At 70.9% G+C, this 15,019-nt stretch carries 12 protein-coding genes; 5 read left to right on the plus strand and 7 right to left on the minus strand.

Going from position 1 to position 15,019, the window contains the following annotated elements; genetic code table 11:
- Positions 1-48: 48 nt before the first annotated feature.
- On the plus strand, positions 49-2,157 hold the full coding sequence (locus AB8O64_RS22950; RefSeq protein ID WP_370421055.1) for a thioredoxin domain-containing protein: 2,109 nt from the start codon (positions 49-51) through the stop codon (positions 2,155-2,157).
- A 27-nt stretch (positions 2,158-2,184) separates the two neighbouring features.
- Here the strand turns inward: AB8O64_RS22950 and AB8O64_RS22955 are convergent, their stop codons facing one another.
- Together AB8O64_RS22955 and AB8O64_RS22960 are read right to left on the minus strand one after the other, a co-directional pair.
- Positions 2,185-2,817 (minus strand): TetR/AcrR family transcriptional regulator, encoded by a 633-nt coding sequence (locus AB8O64_RS22955; RefSeq protein ID WP_370421056.1) that lies wholly within the window; start codon positions 2,815-2,817, stop codon positions 2,185-2,187.
- A gap of 379 nt (positions 2,818-3,196) precedes the next feature.
- Positions 3,197-3,931: a hemolysin III family protein gene (locus AB8O64_RS22960; RefSeq protein WP_370421058.1), complete on the minus strand. Its 735-nt coding sequence runs from the start codon at positions 3,929-3,931 to the stop codon at positions 3,197-3,199.
- 272 nt (positions 3,932-4,203) lie between these two features.
- On the opposite strand from AB8O64_RS22960, the gene AB8O64_RS22965 reads away from it, so the two are divergent.
- A complete protein-coding gene (locus AB8O64_RS22965; protein ID WP_370421059.1) occupies positions 4,204-6,036 on the plus strand; it encodes a phosphoenolpyruvate carboxykinase (GTP) in 1,833 nt (610 codons plus the stop codon).
- A 100-nt stretch (positions 6,037-6,136) separates the two neighbouring features.
- Here AB8O64_RS22965 and AB8O64_RS22970 read toward each other — a convergent pair whose 3' ends face one another.
- The 4 genes from AB8O64_RS22970 to AB8O64_RS22985 form a co-directional block, all read right to left on the minus strand.
- Complete coding sequence (locus tag AB8O64_RS22970) at positions 6,137-6,562, minus strand: hypothetical protein (RefSeq protein ID WP_370421060.1); 426 nt, start codon at positions 6,560-6,562, stop codon at positions 6,137-6,139.
- A 105-nt stretch (positions 6,563-6,667) separates the two neighbouring features.
- Entirely contained in the window at positions 6,668-7,879 is a 1,212-nt protein-coding gene (locus AB8O64_RS22975; RefSeq protein WP_356450374.1) for a pyridoxal phosphate-dependent aminotransferase, read from the minus strand.
- An 87-nt stretch (positions 7,880-7,966) separates the two neighbouring features.
- Entirely contained in the window at positions 7,967-9,583 is a 1,617-nt protein-coding gene (locus AB8O64_RS22980) for an amidohydrolase family protein (protein WP_370421062.1), read from the minus strand.
- A gap of 143 nt (positions 9,584-9,726) precedes the next feature.
- Positions 9,727-11,034, minus strand: a complete 1,308-nt coding sequence (locus AB8O64_RS22985) for an amino acid deaminase (RefSeq protein ID WP_370421063.1) — start codon at positions 11,032-11,034, stop codon at positions 9,727-9,729.
- Between the two features lie 206 nt (positions 11,035-11,240).
- Here AB8O64_RS22985 and AB8O64_RS22990 point away from each other — a divergent pair, with 206 nt between their 5' ends.
- From AB8O64_RS22990 to AB8O64_RS23000, 3 genes are read left to right on the plus strand one after another with little or no spacing between them, the layout of a single operon-like run.
- The gene (locus tag AB8O64_RS22990; protein WP_370423941.1) at positions 11,241-12,359 is read left to right on the plus strand and encodes a sugar kinase; all 1,119 of its coding nucleotides are present in this window, start codon (positions 11,241-11,243) and stop codon (positions 12,357-12,359) included.
- Positions 12,356-13,129 (plus strand): IclR family transcriptional regulator, encoded by a 774-nt coding sequence (locus AB8O64_RS22995; protein ID WP_365209555.1) that lies wholly within the window; start codon positions 12,356-12,358, stop codon positions 13,127-13,129. Before AB8O64_RS22990 ends, AB8O64_RS22995 begins: the two co-directional genes overlap by 4 nt.
- Entirely contained in the window at positions 13,126-13,530 is a 405-nt protein-coding gene (locus AB8O64_RS23000) for a RidA family protein (protein ID WP_365209552.1), read from the plus strand. The genes AB8O64_RS22995 and AB8O64_RS23000 overlap by 4 nt, the downstream gene beginning before the upstream one ends.
- A gap of 78 nt (positions 13,531-13,608) precedes the next feature.
- Here AB8O64_RS23000 and AB8O64_RS23005 read toward each other — a convergent pair whose 3' ends face one another.
- Complete coding sequence (locus AB8O64_RS23005; protein WP_370421066.1) at positions 13,609-14,904, minus strand: M14 family metallopeptidase; 1,296 nt, start codon at positions 14,902-14,904, stop codon at positions 13,609-13,611.
- Between the last annotated feature and the right edge of the window lie 115 nt (positions 14,905-15,019).

Consider the following 15,019-nt stretch of genomic DNA (forward strand, 5'->3'; position numbering starts at 1 on the left):
GCCCTCGATTGCAGGGCCGGACGCTCCGGATCGTGCGACGATGCCGATATGAATCGACTGGCCAACTCCCAGTCGCCTTATCTGCTCCAGCACGCCTCCAATCCAGTGGACTGGTGGCCATGGGGAGAGGAGGCGATGACAGAAGCGAAGCGGCGGGACGTACCCATCCTCTTGAGTGTGGGGTATGCGTCCTGCCACTTACGGCTTCTGTTGATTCACTGGTGTCACGTCATGGCGCACGAGTCGTTCGAGGACGAGTCGACCGCCGGTTTCCTCAACGAGCACTTCGTGTCCGTCAAGGTCGACCGCGAGGAGCGGCCGGACATCGACGCGGTGTACATGGAGGCCGTCCAGGCCGCCACCGGTCAGGGCGGCTGGCCGATGACGGTCTTCCTCACGCCTGAGGCCGAGCCCTTCTACTTCGGCACGTACTTCCCGCCCGCCCCCAAGCACGGCATGCCGTCGTTCCGGCAGGTGCTGGAGGGGATCAAGGTCGCGTGGACCGACCGCCGCGAGGAGGTCGGGGAGGTCGCCGGCCGGATCGTGCGGGAGCTGTCCGAGCGCACCCTGGCCTTCGGCGTGCCGACCGCGGAAGACGGCGGCCCGGCCGCACCCCAGCCGCCGACCGTCGAGGACCCGCACAAGGCCCTGATGGGGCTGACCCGCGATTTCGACGCCGTGCGCGGCGGCTTCGGCGGCGCGCCGAAGTTCCCGCCGTCCATGACGCTGGAGTTCCTGCTGCGCCACCACGCGCGCACCGGTTCGACGGCCGCCCTCCAGATGGCCCAGGCCACCTGCGAGGCGATGGCCCGCGGCGGGATCTACGACCAGCTCGGCGGCGGCTTCGCGCGGTATTCCGTCGACGCCTCCTGGGTCGTGCCGCACTTCGAGAAGATGCTGTACGACAACGCCCTGCTGTGCCGGGTCTACGCGCACCTGTGGCGTGCCACCGGCTCCGAGCTCGCCCGGCGGGTGGCTCTGGAGACCGCCGACTTCCTGGTGCGCGAAATGCGCACCGAGCAGGGCGGATTCGCCTCCGCGCTGGACGCCGACAGCGCGGTGCCGGGCGACGTGAGCGGCAAGCACGTCGAGGGCGCCTACTACGTCTGGACCCCCGCCCAGCTGCGGGAGGTACTGGGGGAGCAGGACGCGGCGCTCGCCGCGTCCCACTTCGGGGTCACCGAGGACGGCACCTTCGAGGAAGGCGCCTCCGTCCTTCAGCTTCCCGACACCGAGCAGCTCATGGAAGCGGGGAAGATCGCGTCCGTACGGGCCCGCTTGCTCGCGGCACGCGCGGAGCGGCCGCGGCCCGGCCGTGACGACAAGGTCGTGGCCGCCTGGAACGGACTGGCCATCGCCGCGCTCGCCGAGACCGGCGCCTACTTCGACCGCCCCGATCTCGTCCAGGCCGCGACGGACGCCGCGGACCTGCTCGTACGCACCCACATGGACTGGCAGGGGCGGCTGTTCCGCACCTCCCTCGACGGTGTCGCGGGCGCCAACGCCGGCGTCCTGGAGGACTACGCCGACGTGGCCGAGGGATTCCTCGCGCTCTCCGGTGTCACCGGCGAAGGGGTGTGGGTCGACTTCGCGGGGCTGCTCCTGGACACCGTCCTGGTGCACTTCACCGCCCCGAACGGCTCGTTGTACGACACCGCCGACGATGCCGAGGCCCTCATCCGCCGCCCGCAGGACCCCACGGACAACGCCACCCCCTCCGGATGGACGGCGGCCGCCGGGGCGCTGCTGTCCTACGCCGCCTACACCGGCAGCTCCCCGCACCGGGAGGCGGCGGAGCGCGCGCTCGGCGTGGTGCGGGTGCTCGGCCCGAAGGTCCCCCGCTTCATCAGCTGGGGTCTGGCCGTGACGGAGGCGCTGCTGGACGGCCCCCGCGAGGTCGCCGTCGTCGGCCCGCACGACCACCCCTCCACCGGTGCGCTGCACCGCACCGCCCTGCTGTCCACGGCGCCCGGTCTGGTCGTCGCGGTGGGCGAGCCGCCGTCGGGCGCGGAGGGAGAGCAGGTGGAGGTCCCGCTGCTGGCCGGTCGTTCGCTGGTCGACGCCCGTCCGGCCGCCTATGTGTGCCGCCACTTCACCTGTGACGCGCCGACGTCCGACCCCGAGATCCTTCAGGAGCAGTTGTCGGGACAGGAGTGAGGCGGCGGGCGGCCCCGAGGGCGTGGGTCAGAGAGCCAGGCCGCGCGCCAGTACGTCCAGGCCGCGGCCGATGATCGCCATCAGGTCCTCGCCCTGACCGCGGTCCACCCACGTCATCATGGCCTCCTGTATCGCCGCGAGGATCGCCACGGCGGCGACCCGCAGCTCCAGGTCGTCCGGGTGGCGTCCCGTACGCTCCGCCAGCACCACGCGGAGCATGCGGGAGGACTCCGCCGTGCCCTCCGCCCGTCTGCCGCGCAGCGCGGGGACCGCCCTCATGAGTCTGGTGCGCTGCATGAGTTCGGTGATGTCGTTTTCGATGGTGTGGCGCAGGGCGTCCATGACGCCGTGCCGGACGGCTTCCAGCGGTGACTCATGCGGCGGGCGGGCCCTGATCGCGGCTTCCACGACGCGGTCGTACTCGTCGGTGAGGACGAGGTCTTCCTTGGTCGGGAAGTACCGGAACACGGTGCTGGGGGAGACGTCGGCGGCCTCCGCGATCTGGTCGACCGGTGTCGCGTCGTACCCCTGCCTCTCGAAGAGCCGGTAGGCCGCGCGGCGGATCGCCTGCCGGGTCTGGATCTTCTTCCGCTCGCGCAGCCCGAGCCTGGGCTGGGGCTGCGTCGCGGACGATGTCTGAGCTGAGGCCATGAAGAGCATTCTCAGGCATGTGTGTTTTGAGGGACCACAGCGTCCGCGTGCGGGAGTTGGTGCGGAAGGAAGGCAGCTTTCACCGGCATGCGGCCCTCAATCCCGCTGTCGTGATGGCACGCTGATTGTCAGTGGGGTGTGTCACGCTGAGTGGAGGGCAAGGGTTCACTCGGTGACGATCGGAGGGGACATGCTGATAGGTGTCGTCGCGAAGCTGATGGCCACGCTGGTCGCGGCGTTATGCGTCGGAGGCTTCCTGGTGGCGGGTGAGATCGCGGTGCTGGCCGTGGTCCTGGCGGGTGTCGGTGCCCTGACATGGCGAGTGGCCGTGGCATCGAGGCCACGGCCACCGCGAAGGAGCCGACAGGCGCGTCTCGCGCCGGGTGTCTCAGGCGTGCGAATAGGCCACCAGAGAGATCCCCACGTAGTGCACGACGAAGGCCGCCAGCGTGAGTGAGTGGAAGACCTCGTGGAAGCCGAACCACCGCGGTGACGGGTTGGGGCGCTTGATGCCGTAGATCACGCCGCCCACGCTGTAGAGCAGTCCGCCGACGATCACGCAGACGAGCACGGCGATGCCGCCCTTGCGCAGGAAGTCCGGCAGGAAGAAGACGGCGGCCCAGCCCATGGCGATGTAGCAGGGGGTGTAGAGCCAGCGCGGAGCACCGACCCAGAAGACCCGGAAGACGATGCCGGCCACGGCGGCCGCCCAGACCGCCCACAGCAGTGCCTGACCCCGGCCGCCGGGCACCAGCAGCATGGTCAGCGGCGTATAGGTGCCGGCGATGATCAGGAAGATGTTCGCGTGGTCGAGGCGGCGCAGCAGGCCGCTGACGCGCGGGCTCCAGTCGCCCCGGTGGTAGAGCGCGCTGATGCCGAACAGCAGGCACGCGGTGAGGACGTAGACCGCGCAGGCGATCCGGCCGCGGGTGCTGTCGGCCAGGGCGGTCAGGAAGACGCCGGCGATCAGGACGGCGGGAAACATGCCGGCGTGCAGCCAGCCGCGCAGGCGCGGCTTGACCGGAATCGCCGGGGCGAGCGGCGCGTCGTCGGGGAGTACGGCGGTCGCGGCGCCGGCGGGAGCGAGGGGCGCGCTGTGCGCTGCGTCGGGCGCGGATGTCATGCCCGACATGCTACCTACGCCACCGTAGGTTACGGACCGGTATCACGTGGCGATGGTCACGGGGGCGCCCCCTGGACAGATCGCTGGAGGAGTCGGATGATCAAATGAGTGCGGGCGGCACCGGATGAGCGGTCACGAAGCGTCTGGGTCGCAGCTCCCAAGGGGCAACCATCACGAAGCGGACTTCGCCGGCAGAACGGTCAGAAGGCAAGGTCCGTTCCATCCTCAACATCTGACGCCGGGCACCGCGGTTCCGGCGGGACGGAGCGATCGTGGCGCGCAGCAATGCGGCTCCCACCAGCCTCACCAACCACCAGGAGCTTCTCTCCTGGGTCGACGAGATCGCCGCCCTCACCGAGCCGGCCCAGGTGGTCTGGTGCGACGGTTCGGAAGCCGAGTACGAGCGCCTGTGCGAGGAGCTCGTCGCCAAGGGCACCTTCAAGAAGCTCGACCCGGTCAAGCGCCCGAACTCCTACTACGCCGCCTCCGACCCCAGCGACGTCGCGCGCGTCGAGGACCGCACCTTCATCTGCTCCGAGAAGGAGGAGGACGCGGGCCCGACCAACCACTGGAAGGCCCCGGCCGAGATGCGGGAGATCTTCTCCGGTGAGCAGGGCATCTTCCGCGGCTCGATGCGCGGCCGCACCATGTACGTCGTGCCGTTCTGCATGGGGCCGCTCGGCTCGCCGCTGTCCGCGATCGGCGTCGAGATCACCGACTCGGCGTACGTCGCCGTCTCGATGCGCACCATGACCCGGATGGGCCGCCCCGTCCTCGACGAGCTCGGCTCCGACGGCTTCTTCGTCAAGGCCGTGCACACCCTCGGTGCCCCGCTGGCCGAGGGCGAGGCCGACGTCCCGTGGCCGTGCAGCAGCACCAAGTACATCTCGCACTTCCCCGAGGACCGCGAGATCTGGTCCTACGGCTCCGGCTACGGCGGCAACGCCCTGCTGGGCAAGAAGTGCTACGCCCTGCGCATCGCCTCTGTCATGGCCCGCGACGAGGGCTGGCTGGCCGAGCACATGCTCATCCTGAAGCTCACCCCGCCCGTCGGTGAGTCCAAGTACGTCGCCGCCGCCTTCCCCTCCGCCTGTGGCAAGACCAACCTCGCCATGCTGGAGCCGACCATCTCCGGTTGGACCGTGGAGACCATCGGCGACGACATCGCCTGGATGCGCTTCGGCGAGGACGGCCGTCTCTACGCCATCAACCCCGAGGCCGGCTTCTTCGGTGTCGCCCCCGGCACCGGCGAGAGCACCAACGCCAACGCCATGAAGACCCTCTGGGGCAACTCGGTCTTCACCAACGTCGCCCTCACCGACGACAACGACGTCTGGTGGGAGGGCATGACGGAGGAGCAGCCCGCGCATCTGACGGACTGGAAGGGCAACGACTGGACCCCGGCGAGCGGGACCCCGGCCGCCCACCCCAACGCCCGCTTCACCACCCCCGCCTCCCAGTGCCCGATCATCGCGCCCGAGTGGGAGGACCCCAAGGGCGTGCCGATCTCGGCGATCCTCTTCGGTGGCCGCCGCGCCTCGGCCGTGCCGCTGGTGACGGAGTCCTTCGACTGGCAGCACGGCGTCTTCCTCGGGGCCAACGTCGCCTCCGAGAAGACCGCCGCCGCCGAGGGCAAGGTCGGCGAGTTGCGCCGCGACCCGTTCGCCATGCTCCCCTTCTGCGGGTACAACATGGGCGACTACATGGGCCACTGGGTCAAGGTCGGCCAGGACGCCGCACGCAAGGGAGATGCCGCGAAGCTCCCGAAGATCTACTACGTCAACTGGTTCCGCAAGGACGCGGAGGGCCGCTTCGTGTGGCCGGGCTTCGGCGAGAACGGCCGGGTGCTGAAGTGGATCGTGGAGCGCCTGGAGGGCAAGGCGGACGGCGTCGAGACCCCGATCGGCGTGCTGCCGACGCGTGCGGCCCTCGACACCGACGGCCTGGAGATCAGCGACGCCGACCTCGATCTGCTGCTCACGGTCGACAAGGAGGTGTGGCGCGAGGAGGCAGCTCTGGTGCCCGAGCACCTCAACACCTTCGGTGACCACACCCCGCCGGAGCTGTGGGACGAGTACCGCGCGCTGGTCCAGCGCCTGGGCTGATCGCTCCCCGCACACCCCCGGGGGCCCGGTCCGACCTGTCTCGGACCGGGCCCATGGGCGTACGCACGCGAGGCGAGGGGAAGCACGGCCGCAGGGGGCGTCAGGCCGCTTCGGCGATGCCGAGCGTCGTCGCGTGGGCGCGCAGCCGCTCGGCGGCCAGCGCCGAGCCGGCGACGTCACCGCGGGACGTGGCGACCACCAGGGCCTGCCCGGCGAGGGTGTGCGCGCGCTGGTGCAGCGACGCGACCCGGGAGGCCGTCCAGGCGGAGGTGCCGGCCGACGGCATGGCCCGCAGCGGCGGGTGTCCGCCGCTCAGCCGCGCCACCCGCTCGGCGAGCCGACGCGCCGCGTCGTCCAGCGAGGCGTCGGGCGTGAGCGCGCGCAGCTCGTCGGTGACGGTCAGCAGCGCGGTCAGATGCCCGGCCAGCCGGATGTCCAGCTCCTCCTCGCGGGAGCGGTGCGGACCGCGGTTCACACGGGTCTCGGCCATGGTGTGGACCGATTTGGTACGGATCGGCTCGTACATGGATGGCCTCCTGAACAGTCTCAGAAGGCCATCCTAACTTAGACGGCGTCTAAAGTTGTTTTGCTTACAGATTGGGTTCGGCGTGCGGCGGGCTGTAATCGCCCGTCACGTCTGGCCGTAGCCGTCGAGGAAGGTGCCGATCCGCGTCACCGCGTCCGCCAGATCCTTCGCGTTCGGCAGGGTGACCAGACGGAAGTGGTCGGGCTCCGGCCAGTTGAAGCCCGTGCCGTGCACGACCATGATCTTCTCGGCCCGGAGCAGGTCCAGCACCATCTGCCGGTCGTCCTTGATCTTGTAGACCTTCGGGTCGAGCCTCGGGAAGGCGTAGAGCGCGCCCTTCGGCTTGACGCAGCTGACGCCCGGGATCTGGCTCAGCAACTCGTACGCCACATCGCGCTGCTCCAGCAGCCGACCGCCCGGCAGCACCAGGTCGTTGATCGTCTGCCGGCCGCCGAGGGCCGTGGCCACCGCGTACTGCGCGGGCATGTTCGCGCACAGCCGCATGTTCGCCAGGATCGTCAGACCCTCGATGTAGCTGTCGGCGTGTGCCTTCGGGCCGCAGACCGCCATCCAGCCGCTGCGGTAGCCCGCCACCCGGTAGGACTTGGACAGACCGTTGAAGGTCAGCGTCAGCAGGTCGGGGGCGATCGCGGCGGTCGGGGTGTGGGTCACGCCGTCGTAGAGGATCTTGTCGTAGATCTCGTCGGAGCAGACGATCAGATTGTGGCGGCGGGCGATCTCGGTGAGGCCGCGCAGCATCTCGTCGTCGTAGACGGCACCCGTGGGGTTGTTCGGGTTGATGATGACGATGGCCTTGGTGCGGTCGGTGACCTTGCGCTCGATGTCGGCGAGGTCCGGCATCCAGTCGGACTGCTCGTCACAGCGGTAGTGCACGGCCGTACCGCCCGCCAGGGACACCGAGGCGGTCCACAGCGGATAGTCCGGGGCGGGGACGAGCACCTCGTCGCCGTCGTCGAGCAGTGCCTGCATCGACATCTGGATCAGCTCGGAGACGCCGTTGCCGAGGTAGACGTCCTCGACGGACAGCTCGATGCCCTTGGTCTCGTAGTGCTGCACCACCGCGCGCCGGGCCGAGAGCAGCCCCTTGGCGTCGCCGTAGCCGTGCGCGTCACCCACATTGCGCAGCATGTCCTCGAGGATCTCCGGCGGGCACTCGAACCCGAAGATCGCGGGGTTGCCGGTGTTGAGCTTGAGGATGCGGTGACCTGCCGCCTCCAGCCGCATGGCCTCCTCGAGCACCGGGCCACGGATTTCGTAGCAGACGTTTGCGAGCTTCGTTGACTGGATCACCTGCATGACGGCCACCATACGGGGGCACGAAATCAGGCGCGCACTGTTTCTCGGCGGGCGTGCCTCACACCGGCGGGGCCCACGCGCACCGGATCAGCCGACCGGCGTGCGCCGCACCGCGCGCCCCGCCAGGACGTCCGTACGCCGCCCGTCTTCCATCACAAAGCGACCATCGATCAGGACATATGGAATGCCGGTCGGAAGCGTCCGAGGGGCTTCGAAAGTGGCACCGGCGGCCACCGTCTCCGGGTCGAAGAGAACGAGGTCAGCACGGAATCCCGGGCGGATGACACCCCGATCCGGCAGCCGTAGCCGGGCGGCGGGACGGGACGTGAGATGCGCCACGCACTCCTCCAGCGGCAGTACGCCCAGCTCCCGCGCGTACCGGCCCAGGTACTGCGGGAAGGTGCCGTACGCGCGTGGATGCGGCTTCTCGCCGTGCAGGATGCCGTCACTGCCGCCGGTGTGCACCGCGTGCCGCATGATCGTCCGGACGTTCTCCTCGTGTCCGACGTGCTGGAGGATCGTGGACCCCAGCCGGTCCTCGATCAGCAGCCGGCGGGCCGTGCTCCACGGCTCCTCGCCACGCTCGCGGGCACTGCGGGCGACGGACCGGCCGACGTGGTCGGCCAGTCCCGGGTCCGCGACACCGGAGATCTCGATGGTGTCCCAGTCGATCGGCACTCCGTGGCAGCCGTCCGCGCCCTCGACCTCCACGGCCCGCCGGATCCGTTCGGCCGTCGCGTCGTCGCGCAGCCGCGCCAGCACCGCCTCCGGCCCGCCCTCGCCCGCCCAGCTCGGCAGCATCGCGACGAGCGTCGTGCAGCCCGGGGTGTACGGATAGGTGTCCAGGGAGATGTCGGCGCCCGCAGCGAGCGCGGTGTCGAGAAGGTCCAGCAGCTCGGGGGCGCGGCCCTGGTTCACGTCGAAGTTCATGACGGCGTGGGCCAGGTGCAGGGCGCAGCCCGCCTCGCGGGTGAGGGCGACCATCTCCTCGTACGCCCGCAGCGCGTCGGCCCCGTAGGAGCGGTGGTGCGGGCAGTAGTAGCCGCCGTAGCGGGCCACCACCCGGCACAGCTCGGTCAGCTCGGCGTCGGTGGCGTACATGCCCGGCGTATAGGTGAGCCCCGAGGAGAGCCCGACCGCGCCCTGTTCCAGGCCCTCGGCGACCAGGTGCTTCATCCGCCCGGTCTCCTCGGCCGTGGCGGCGCGGCGCTCCCAGCCCACGGCGAGCATCCGGACGCTGCCCTGCGGCACGAGATAGGCGGCGTTGACCGCGATGCCCTCGCCGCCGAAGCCGTGGTCGAGACGGTCGAGGTACTCCCCGACGCTCCGCCAGGTGAAGTCGATGTCGTGACCGTCGCCGTTCCAGCCGGTGATCTGTGTACGGACCTCGGCGAGGGTGCGGTCGTCGACCGGCGCGTAGGACAGCCCGTCCTGGCCGATGACCTCCAGGGTCACGCCCTGCGCGGCCTTCGCCTCATGGCCGGGGTCGCGCAGCAGGGCGAGGTCGCTGTGGGCGTGCATGTCGATGAAGCCGGGCGCCAGCGCCAGGCCGTCGGCGTCCAGGACACGGGTGCCACCGGGGCGGTGACCGTCCGATTCCCGGTGGATCGCGGCGATGCGGCCGTCCGCGACGGCCACGTCCGCCCGGTAGGAGGCGCCGCCGGTGCCGTCGATGACGCGCGTGTCACGGATGACGAGGTCCATAGGTGCGTGCCCTTCTCTTGGCCGGACGGGCTCCGGACTGGCTCCGGACGGGCTTGCCGTTCACGTTCCCTGTCCTCCGTCGTCTCCTCCCGCCGGACGGGCCGCGGAAACGGCGAGCCCGTCCGGCGAGGGGGCGCAGAGGGCTAGAAGAACGTGCGGATGTAGTCCGTGACCGTTCCGTCCGCCTCGGCCAGCGGGATCATCTGCCACTTGTCGAAGACCGTGCAGGGGTGCGACAGGCCCAGCCCGACCCAGTCCCCGACCTCGATCTCCGTGCCCTCCGCCACCTCGACGAAGGCGTGCTGGTCGGCGAGCGCGGTGACCTTCAGCCCCTCGGCGGGGCGCAGCGAGCCGTCCCGGGCGGACCGTACGACCTGGGCCTCCGGCAGGTCGAGGTCGTACGCGGCGTCGCGCTTGCCCGCGTTGAGGTAGGCCCGGCCGGGCTCGGGCCGCGAGACGACCTGCGCCCACAGCCGGAAGGCGGGCTGGAGGGCGCCCTCCTCCGGGTGGCGGTTGAAGGGGGTCTTGCGTCGGTACTGCCCGTCGTCGTGGGTGACGTACGCGCCGGAGCGCAGCAGCTTGAGCACCGGTGCGGACAGCGACGGGATCTCCGCGAAGACCTCGGCGACGGCGTCGAACCAGGCGCTGCCGCCCGCGCTGACGACGATCTGCGTCACGCCCGCGAAGTGGCCCGCCTTGTCGAGCTCCACGGCGAGCGCGGTGAGCCGGCGCAGCCAGGCGCGCACCTTCTCGCCGTCGGCCTGCGGAACCTCCGCCTCGTAACAGGCGACGCCGACCAGGCGCAGGGTGTCCGTGGCCGCCACCGCCTCGGCGAGGGCCAGGCTCTCGGCCTCGGTCCGTACGCCCGTGCGGCCGCCCGCGACGCCCAGCTCGATGACGACGTCGAGGGGGCGCCCGGCGCCGGCGTCCCGCAGGGCGGCGTCCATCAGCTCGACGCCGCGCGTGGAGTCGACGTAGGTGATGAGCTCGAAGCCGGGGTCGGCGGCCAGCTCGCCCGCGATCCAGCGCAGCGCGGCCGCGTCCACCACCTCGTTGGCGAGGAAGATCCGCCGCACGCCGAAGGCGCGGTAGACGCGGACCTGGGTGGGGACGGCGGCGGTGATGCCCCAGGCGCCGTGGTCGATCTGCCGCTCGAAGAGCTGCGGGGCGAGCGTGGTCTTGCCGTGCGGGGCGAAGGCGAGGCCGTGCTCGGTGGAGTAGCGCTCCATGAGGGCGAGGTTGTGCGCGAGCGCCTCGGCGGAGAGGGCGAGCACGGGCGTGGTGAAGCCGCCGGTGAACAGCGAGCGGCGCTCGGCGGCCAGCTCGCCGACGGTCAGCCCCTCCGCGTCCGGGGGCAGCCCCTTGAAGCGGTGGTCCACCCGGTCCTGGGCGAGGCGGGTGACGGCGTCGTGGGCGGCCAAGAGAGCCTCCAGAGAAGTAGGTTGCAGCATGTGCAACACCCATTGCGTGTAGCGCTCGGTGCTGTCTAACATCCGGGCAAGCGCCCGGTCAACGGTGTCCGGGACTCCTTGGGAGACCGTCACAGAATGCGTGTAAAGCGCGGATCAAGGAGCGGAGGGCCGTGACCGCAGTCGCCCCGGCACCGCCCCTGGACAGCCGGTCCCACGATGTCGATGTCGTGTGCCTGGGCGAGTCCATGGTCACCTTCCGTCCCTCGGGCCCGGGGCGCCTCGCCGACGTGCCGTCCTTCGACCGGGGCATCGGCGGCGCCGAATCGAACGTCGCCTGTGTGCTCGCCCGGGCGGGCCACCGCACCCGCTGGGTCAGCCGGGTCGGCGCCGACGGCTTCGGCGACCACCTCCTGGCGGCGATCGCCGCGTACGGCGTGGACACCTCCGCGGTCCGGCGCGATCCCGACCGGCCGACCGGCGTTTATTTCCGTACGTCGGGTGAACGGGCGGTCGATGTGGCACCGCCACGCGGACCGGGCCCCGGATCGACGTCGGACGAGCGCCTCGCCGAAGTCGTCTACTACCGGTCCGGCTCCGCGGCCTCGGCCATGGCTCCCGGCCGGGACATCCGCGCCGCCGCGTGCTCCGGACGCTTTCTGCACCTGACGGGCATCACCGCGGCGCTCTCCGCCGGCTGCCTCGCCCTGATGCGTGAACTGACGACCCGGCACCCCGGCCGCCCGGTGGTCTCCTTCGACGTCAACTACCGGGTGGGCCTGTGGCAGGGCACCACGAACGGCCCGGAGGTCCTCGCCGAACTCGCCCGGGGCTGCGACCTCGTCTTCGTCGGCCAGGACGAGGCGGCCGCCGCCTGGGGCCTGCGCGACGCCGCCGCCGTCCGGGCCGCCCTCCCGGAGCCCGAGGTGCTGGTCGTCAAACGGGGCGCGGCGGGCGCCACGGTGTTCGCGCGGCGGGACGCCGCGCGCCCCCGGGCCGCGACCCCGCGCCCTGCCGATGCCGATGCCGATGCCGATGCCGACGCCGATGTCGTCGTCTCGGCGCCGGCGCTCCGCGTCGACGTCGTCGCCCCCGTCGGGGCCGGTGACGCCTTCGCCGCGGGATTCCTGTCCGGGACGCTGCGGGGGCTGTCGCTCCACGAGCGGCTGCGGCACGGCCACCTCATGGCCGCCGCGGCCCTCACCGCGCCCGGTGATCTCGGCGAGCCGCCCGGCCGGGCACACGCCGACCGATGGGCAGCCCTCGATGCCGACGGCTGGGAGAGACTGCGACTCGGCCCCGGCTGGACCGGGTGTCCCGCCGAGGCCGAGGACCGGTCCGCGAAGGTGGAGGACCACACCGTATGAGCCAGACCGTCGACCGCGCCCTGCGCATCCTGCCGCTGCTCGCCGAGGGGCCCGCCAACCTGGAGATGGTGGCGGGCCGGCTCGGGGTCCACAAGTCGACCGCGCTGCGCCTGCTGCGCACGCTGCACGAACACGGCATGGTCTACCGCCAGCAGGACCAGCGCTACCGGCTCGGGACCCGGCTGTTCGCCCTCGCCCAGCAGGCCGTCGAGAACCTCGACGTCCGGGAGATCGCCCACCCCCATCTCGCCGCCCTCAACGAACGGTGCGGGCACACCGTCCACCTGGCCGTGTACGAGGAGAACGAGGTCCTCTACATCGACAAGGTCGAGAGCCGCTATCCGGTGCGCATGTACTCCCGCATCGGCAAGCCCGTCGCGATCACCGTCGCCGCCGTCGCCAAGCTGCTTCTCGCCGACCTGCCCGAGGACGAGCGGCGTGCCGTCGCCGAGCGGCTCGACTACCCCGCCTACACCTCCCGGTCGACGCCGAACGCCGCCGCGTTCCTGAAGGAACTGGCCGCCGTGCGGGACCAGGGCTGGGCCACCGACCTCGGCGGCCACGAGGAGTCCATCAACTGCGTGGGCGCTCCCATCCGCGGCACCGACGGACGTGTTGTCGCCGCCTGCTCCATCTCCGCGCCGAACGTCGTCGTCACCGCCGAGGAACTCCTCGCCCTGCTCCCGCTGTTGCGCCGTACCGCCGACGCCATCAGCGCCGAGTACTCCGGAAGCACCCCACCCGCCAACCCTGCGAAGGCACTGTCATGACCGTGAAGACCGCCCTCACCCCGGCCACCCACACCACCCCGCCCGCGAAGTTCTCGCACGGAGTGCGGAAGGGCAACATCCTCCAGGTCGCCGGGCAGGTCGGCTTCCTGCCCGCCGTCCCGGGGCAGCCCCCCACCGTGGCCGGCCCCACCCTGCGCGAGCAGACCCTGCAGACGCTCGCCAATGTGCGCTCGGTCCTCGAAGCGGGCGGCGCGACGTGGGAGGACGTGATGATGCTGCGCGTCTACCTCACCGACACCGCGCACTTCGCCGAGATGAACGCGCTCTACGACGACTACTTCGCCGACCTCAAGGAGGCTCCGGCGGCCCGTACGACCGTGTACGTCGGCCTGCCCGAGGGGCTGCTCATCGAGATCGACGCCCTGGCCGTCCTCGGCTGAGCCGGGCCGGGCACCGACGCCGAACCGCCCCGCCGGATCCGTCGATCCGGCGGGGCGGGAGCGTTCCGCGTCGTGCGTTCACTGGGCGCAGTACTGCCCTTCCTTGCCGATGGCCCGGTACATGCAGTCCGCGTTCTCCAGGAGCTGGAGCACCGCGTCGCGGTTGCGGGCGGTCTCGCGGCCGATCACCTCGTCGGGCGGGTAGAAACCGCCGGAGCCGCTCGGGCCGGGATACATCTCGAAGGTGTAGGCGAAGATCTTCTGGTTGCCCCACAGCCAGTCGTCGATCGAACCGTCGGTGATGTAGAGGTCGCTGGACTGCTCGGGCGTGTAGCGGTTGGAGGCGGCCATGGACTTGCCGATGGCCGCGAAGGCGTCGCGGTCGTCCTTGGTCATGCCGGGAGCGGTGTCGCTGTACGTGTAGCCGAACGGCCAAAGCACCAGCTCGCTGTAGGTGTGGAAGTCGATCGCGGCCTTGATCTGCTGCTTCCCGCCGACGACCCGGCCGCGGACGAAGTCGGCCACGACCTTCACCTCGGGCGCCGACTCGGGGGCGGCGCCGCGGTAGGTCTCGGAGCCCGCGCTGCCGGAGGAACCGCCGCAGCAGCCCCACTTGTAGTCCCAGTTGCGGTTGGGGTCGGTGCCGCGCGAGGAGGAGCCGGCGTTGGGCTGGCGGGTCTTGCGCCAGCTGCGGTACGACCCCGTAGCGATGTCGTATTCCCCGCCGTCGGGGTTGACATCGGGCACGATCCAGATCTCCCGGCTGTCGACCATCTTGGTGACACGCGCGTCGCTGCCGTACTTAGTGCCGAACTCCTTGAGCAGGTAGAGCGCCATCTCCACGGTCAGGTGCTCACGTGCGTGCTGGTGGTGGGTGAAGAGCACCTCCGGCTCGGCCTCGTCCGTGCCGACGTTGTCGCTGATCTTGATGGCGATGATGTCCCGGCCCTCGTAGGACTTGCCGATGACCTTCTTCGACATGATCGAGGGGTGCGCGGCGACCCCGGCGTTGATCTCCGCGAGGGCCTCGTTGTAGTTGTGGTAGCCGGAGTCGGCGGGCGGGAAGTCGTACGGCTTGACCTTGCCGCCGCCGCTCCGCTCCGGCGGACCGGCCAGTCGCTTCAGCCGGTAGCCGAGCCGTCGTACGGCGTCGGCCTGCGCGTCGTCCGCCGTGATGACGACGGACTGCTCGCGGACGGCGTCCACGGAGGCGCCGGTGGCGGCGAGGGCGGTGCGCTCGGCGGCGGTCCGCGCGCCGGTGACCTCGTACTCCTGGGCCTGTTCCGCGGTGGTGGGGGATGCCGGGGCGGCGAGGGCCAGGGTGAGCAGGGCCGCGAGGGCGGTGGCCCATCTGCCCTGGGAACGCAGTCGCATGCGGTCTCCTGGAGGGTCCGTTAGTGCGACGGGTGGGGGGTGTGAGCCTTCCCAGTGTTCGAGAGTTGGCATGCAACGGTCAATACGCCGGTGGTGGGTGAATCCAGCCAACTTC

It is taken from the genome of Streptomyces sp. QH1-20 (assembly GCF_041283565.1).
In the GTDB taxonomy this organism is placed as follows: Bacteria; Actinomycetota; Actinomycetes; order Streptomycetales; family Streptomycetaceae; genus Streptomyces; species Streptomyces syringius.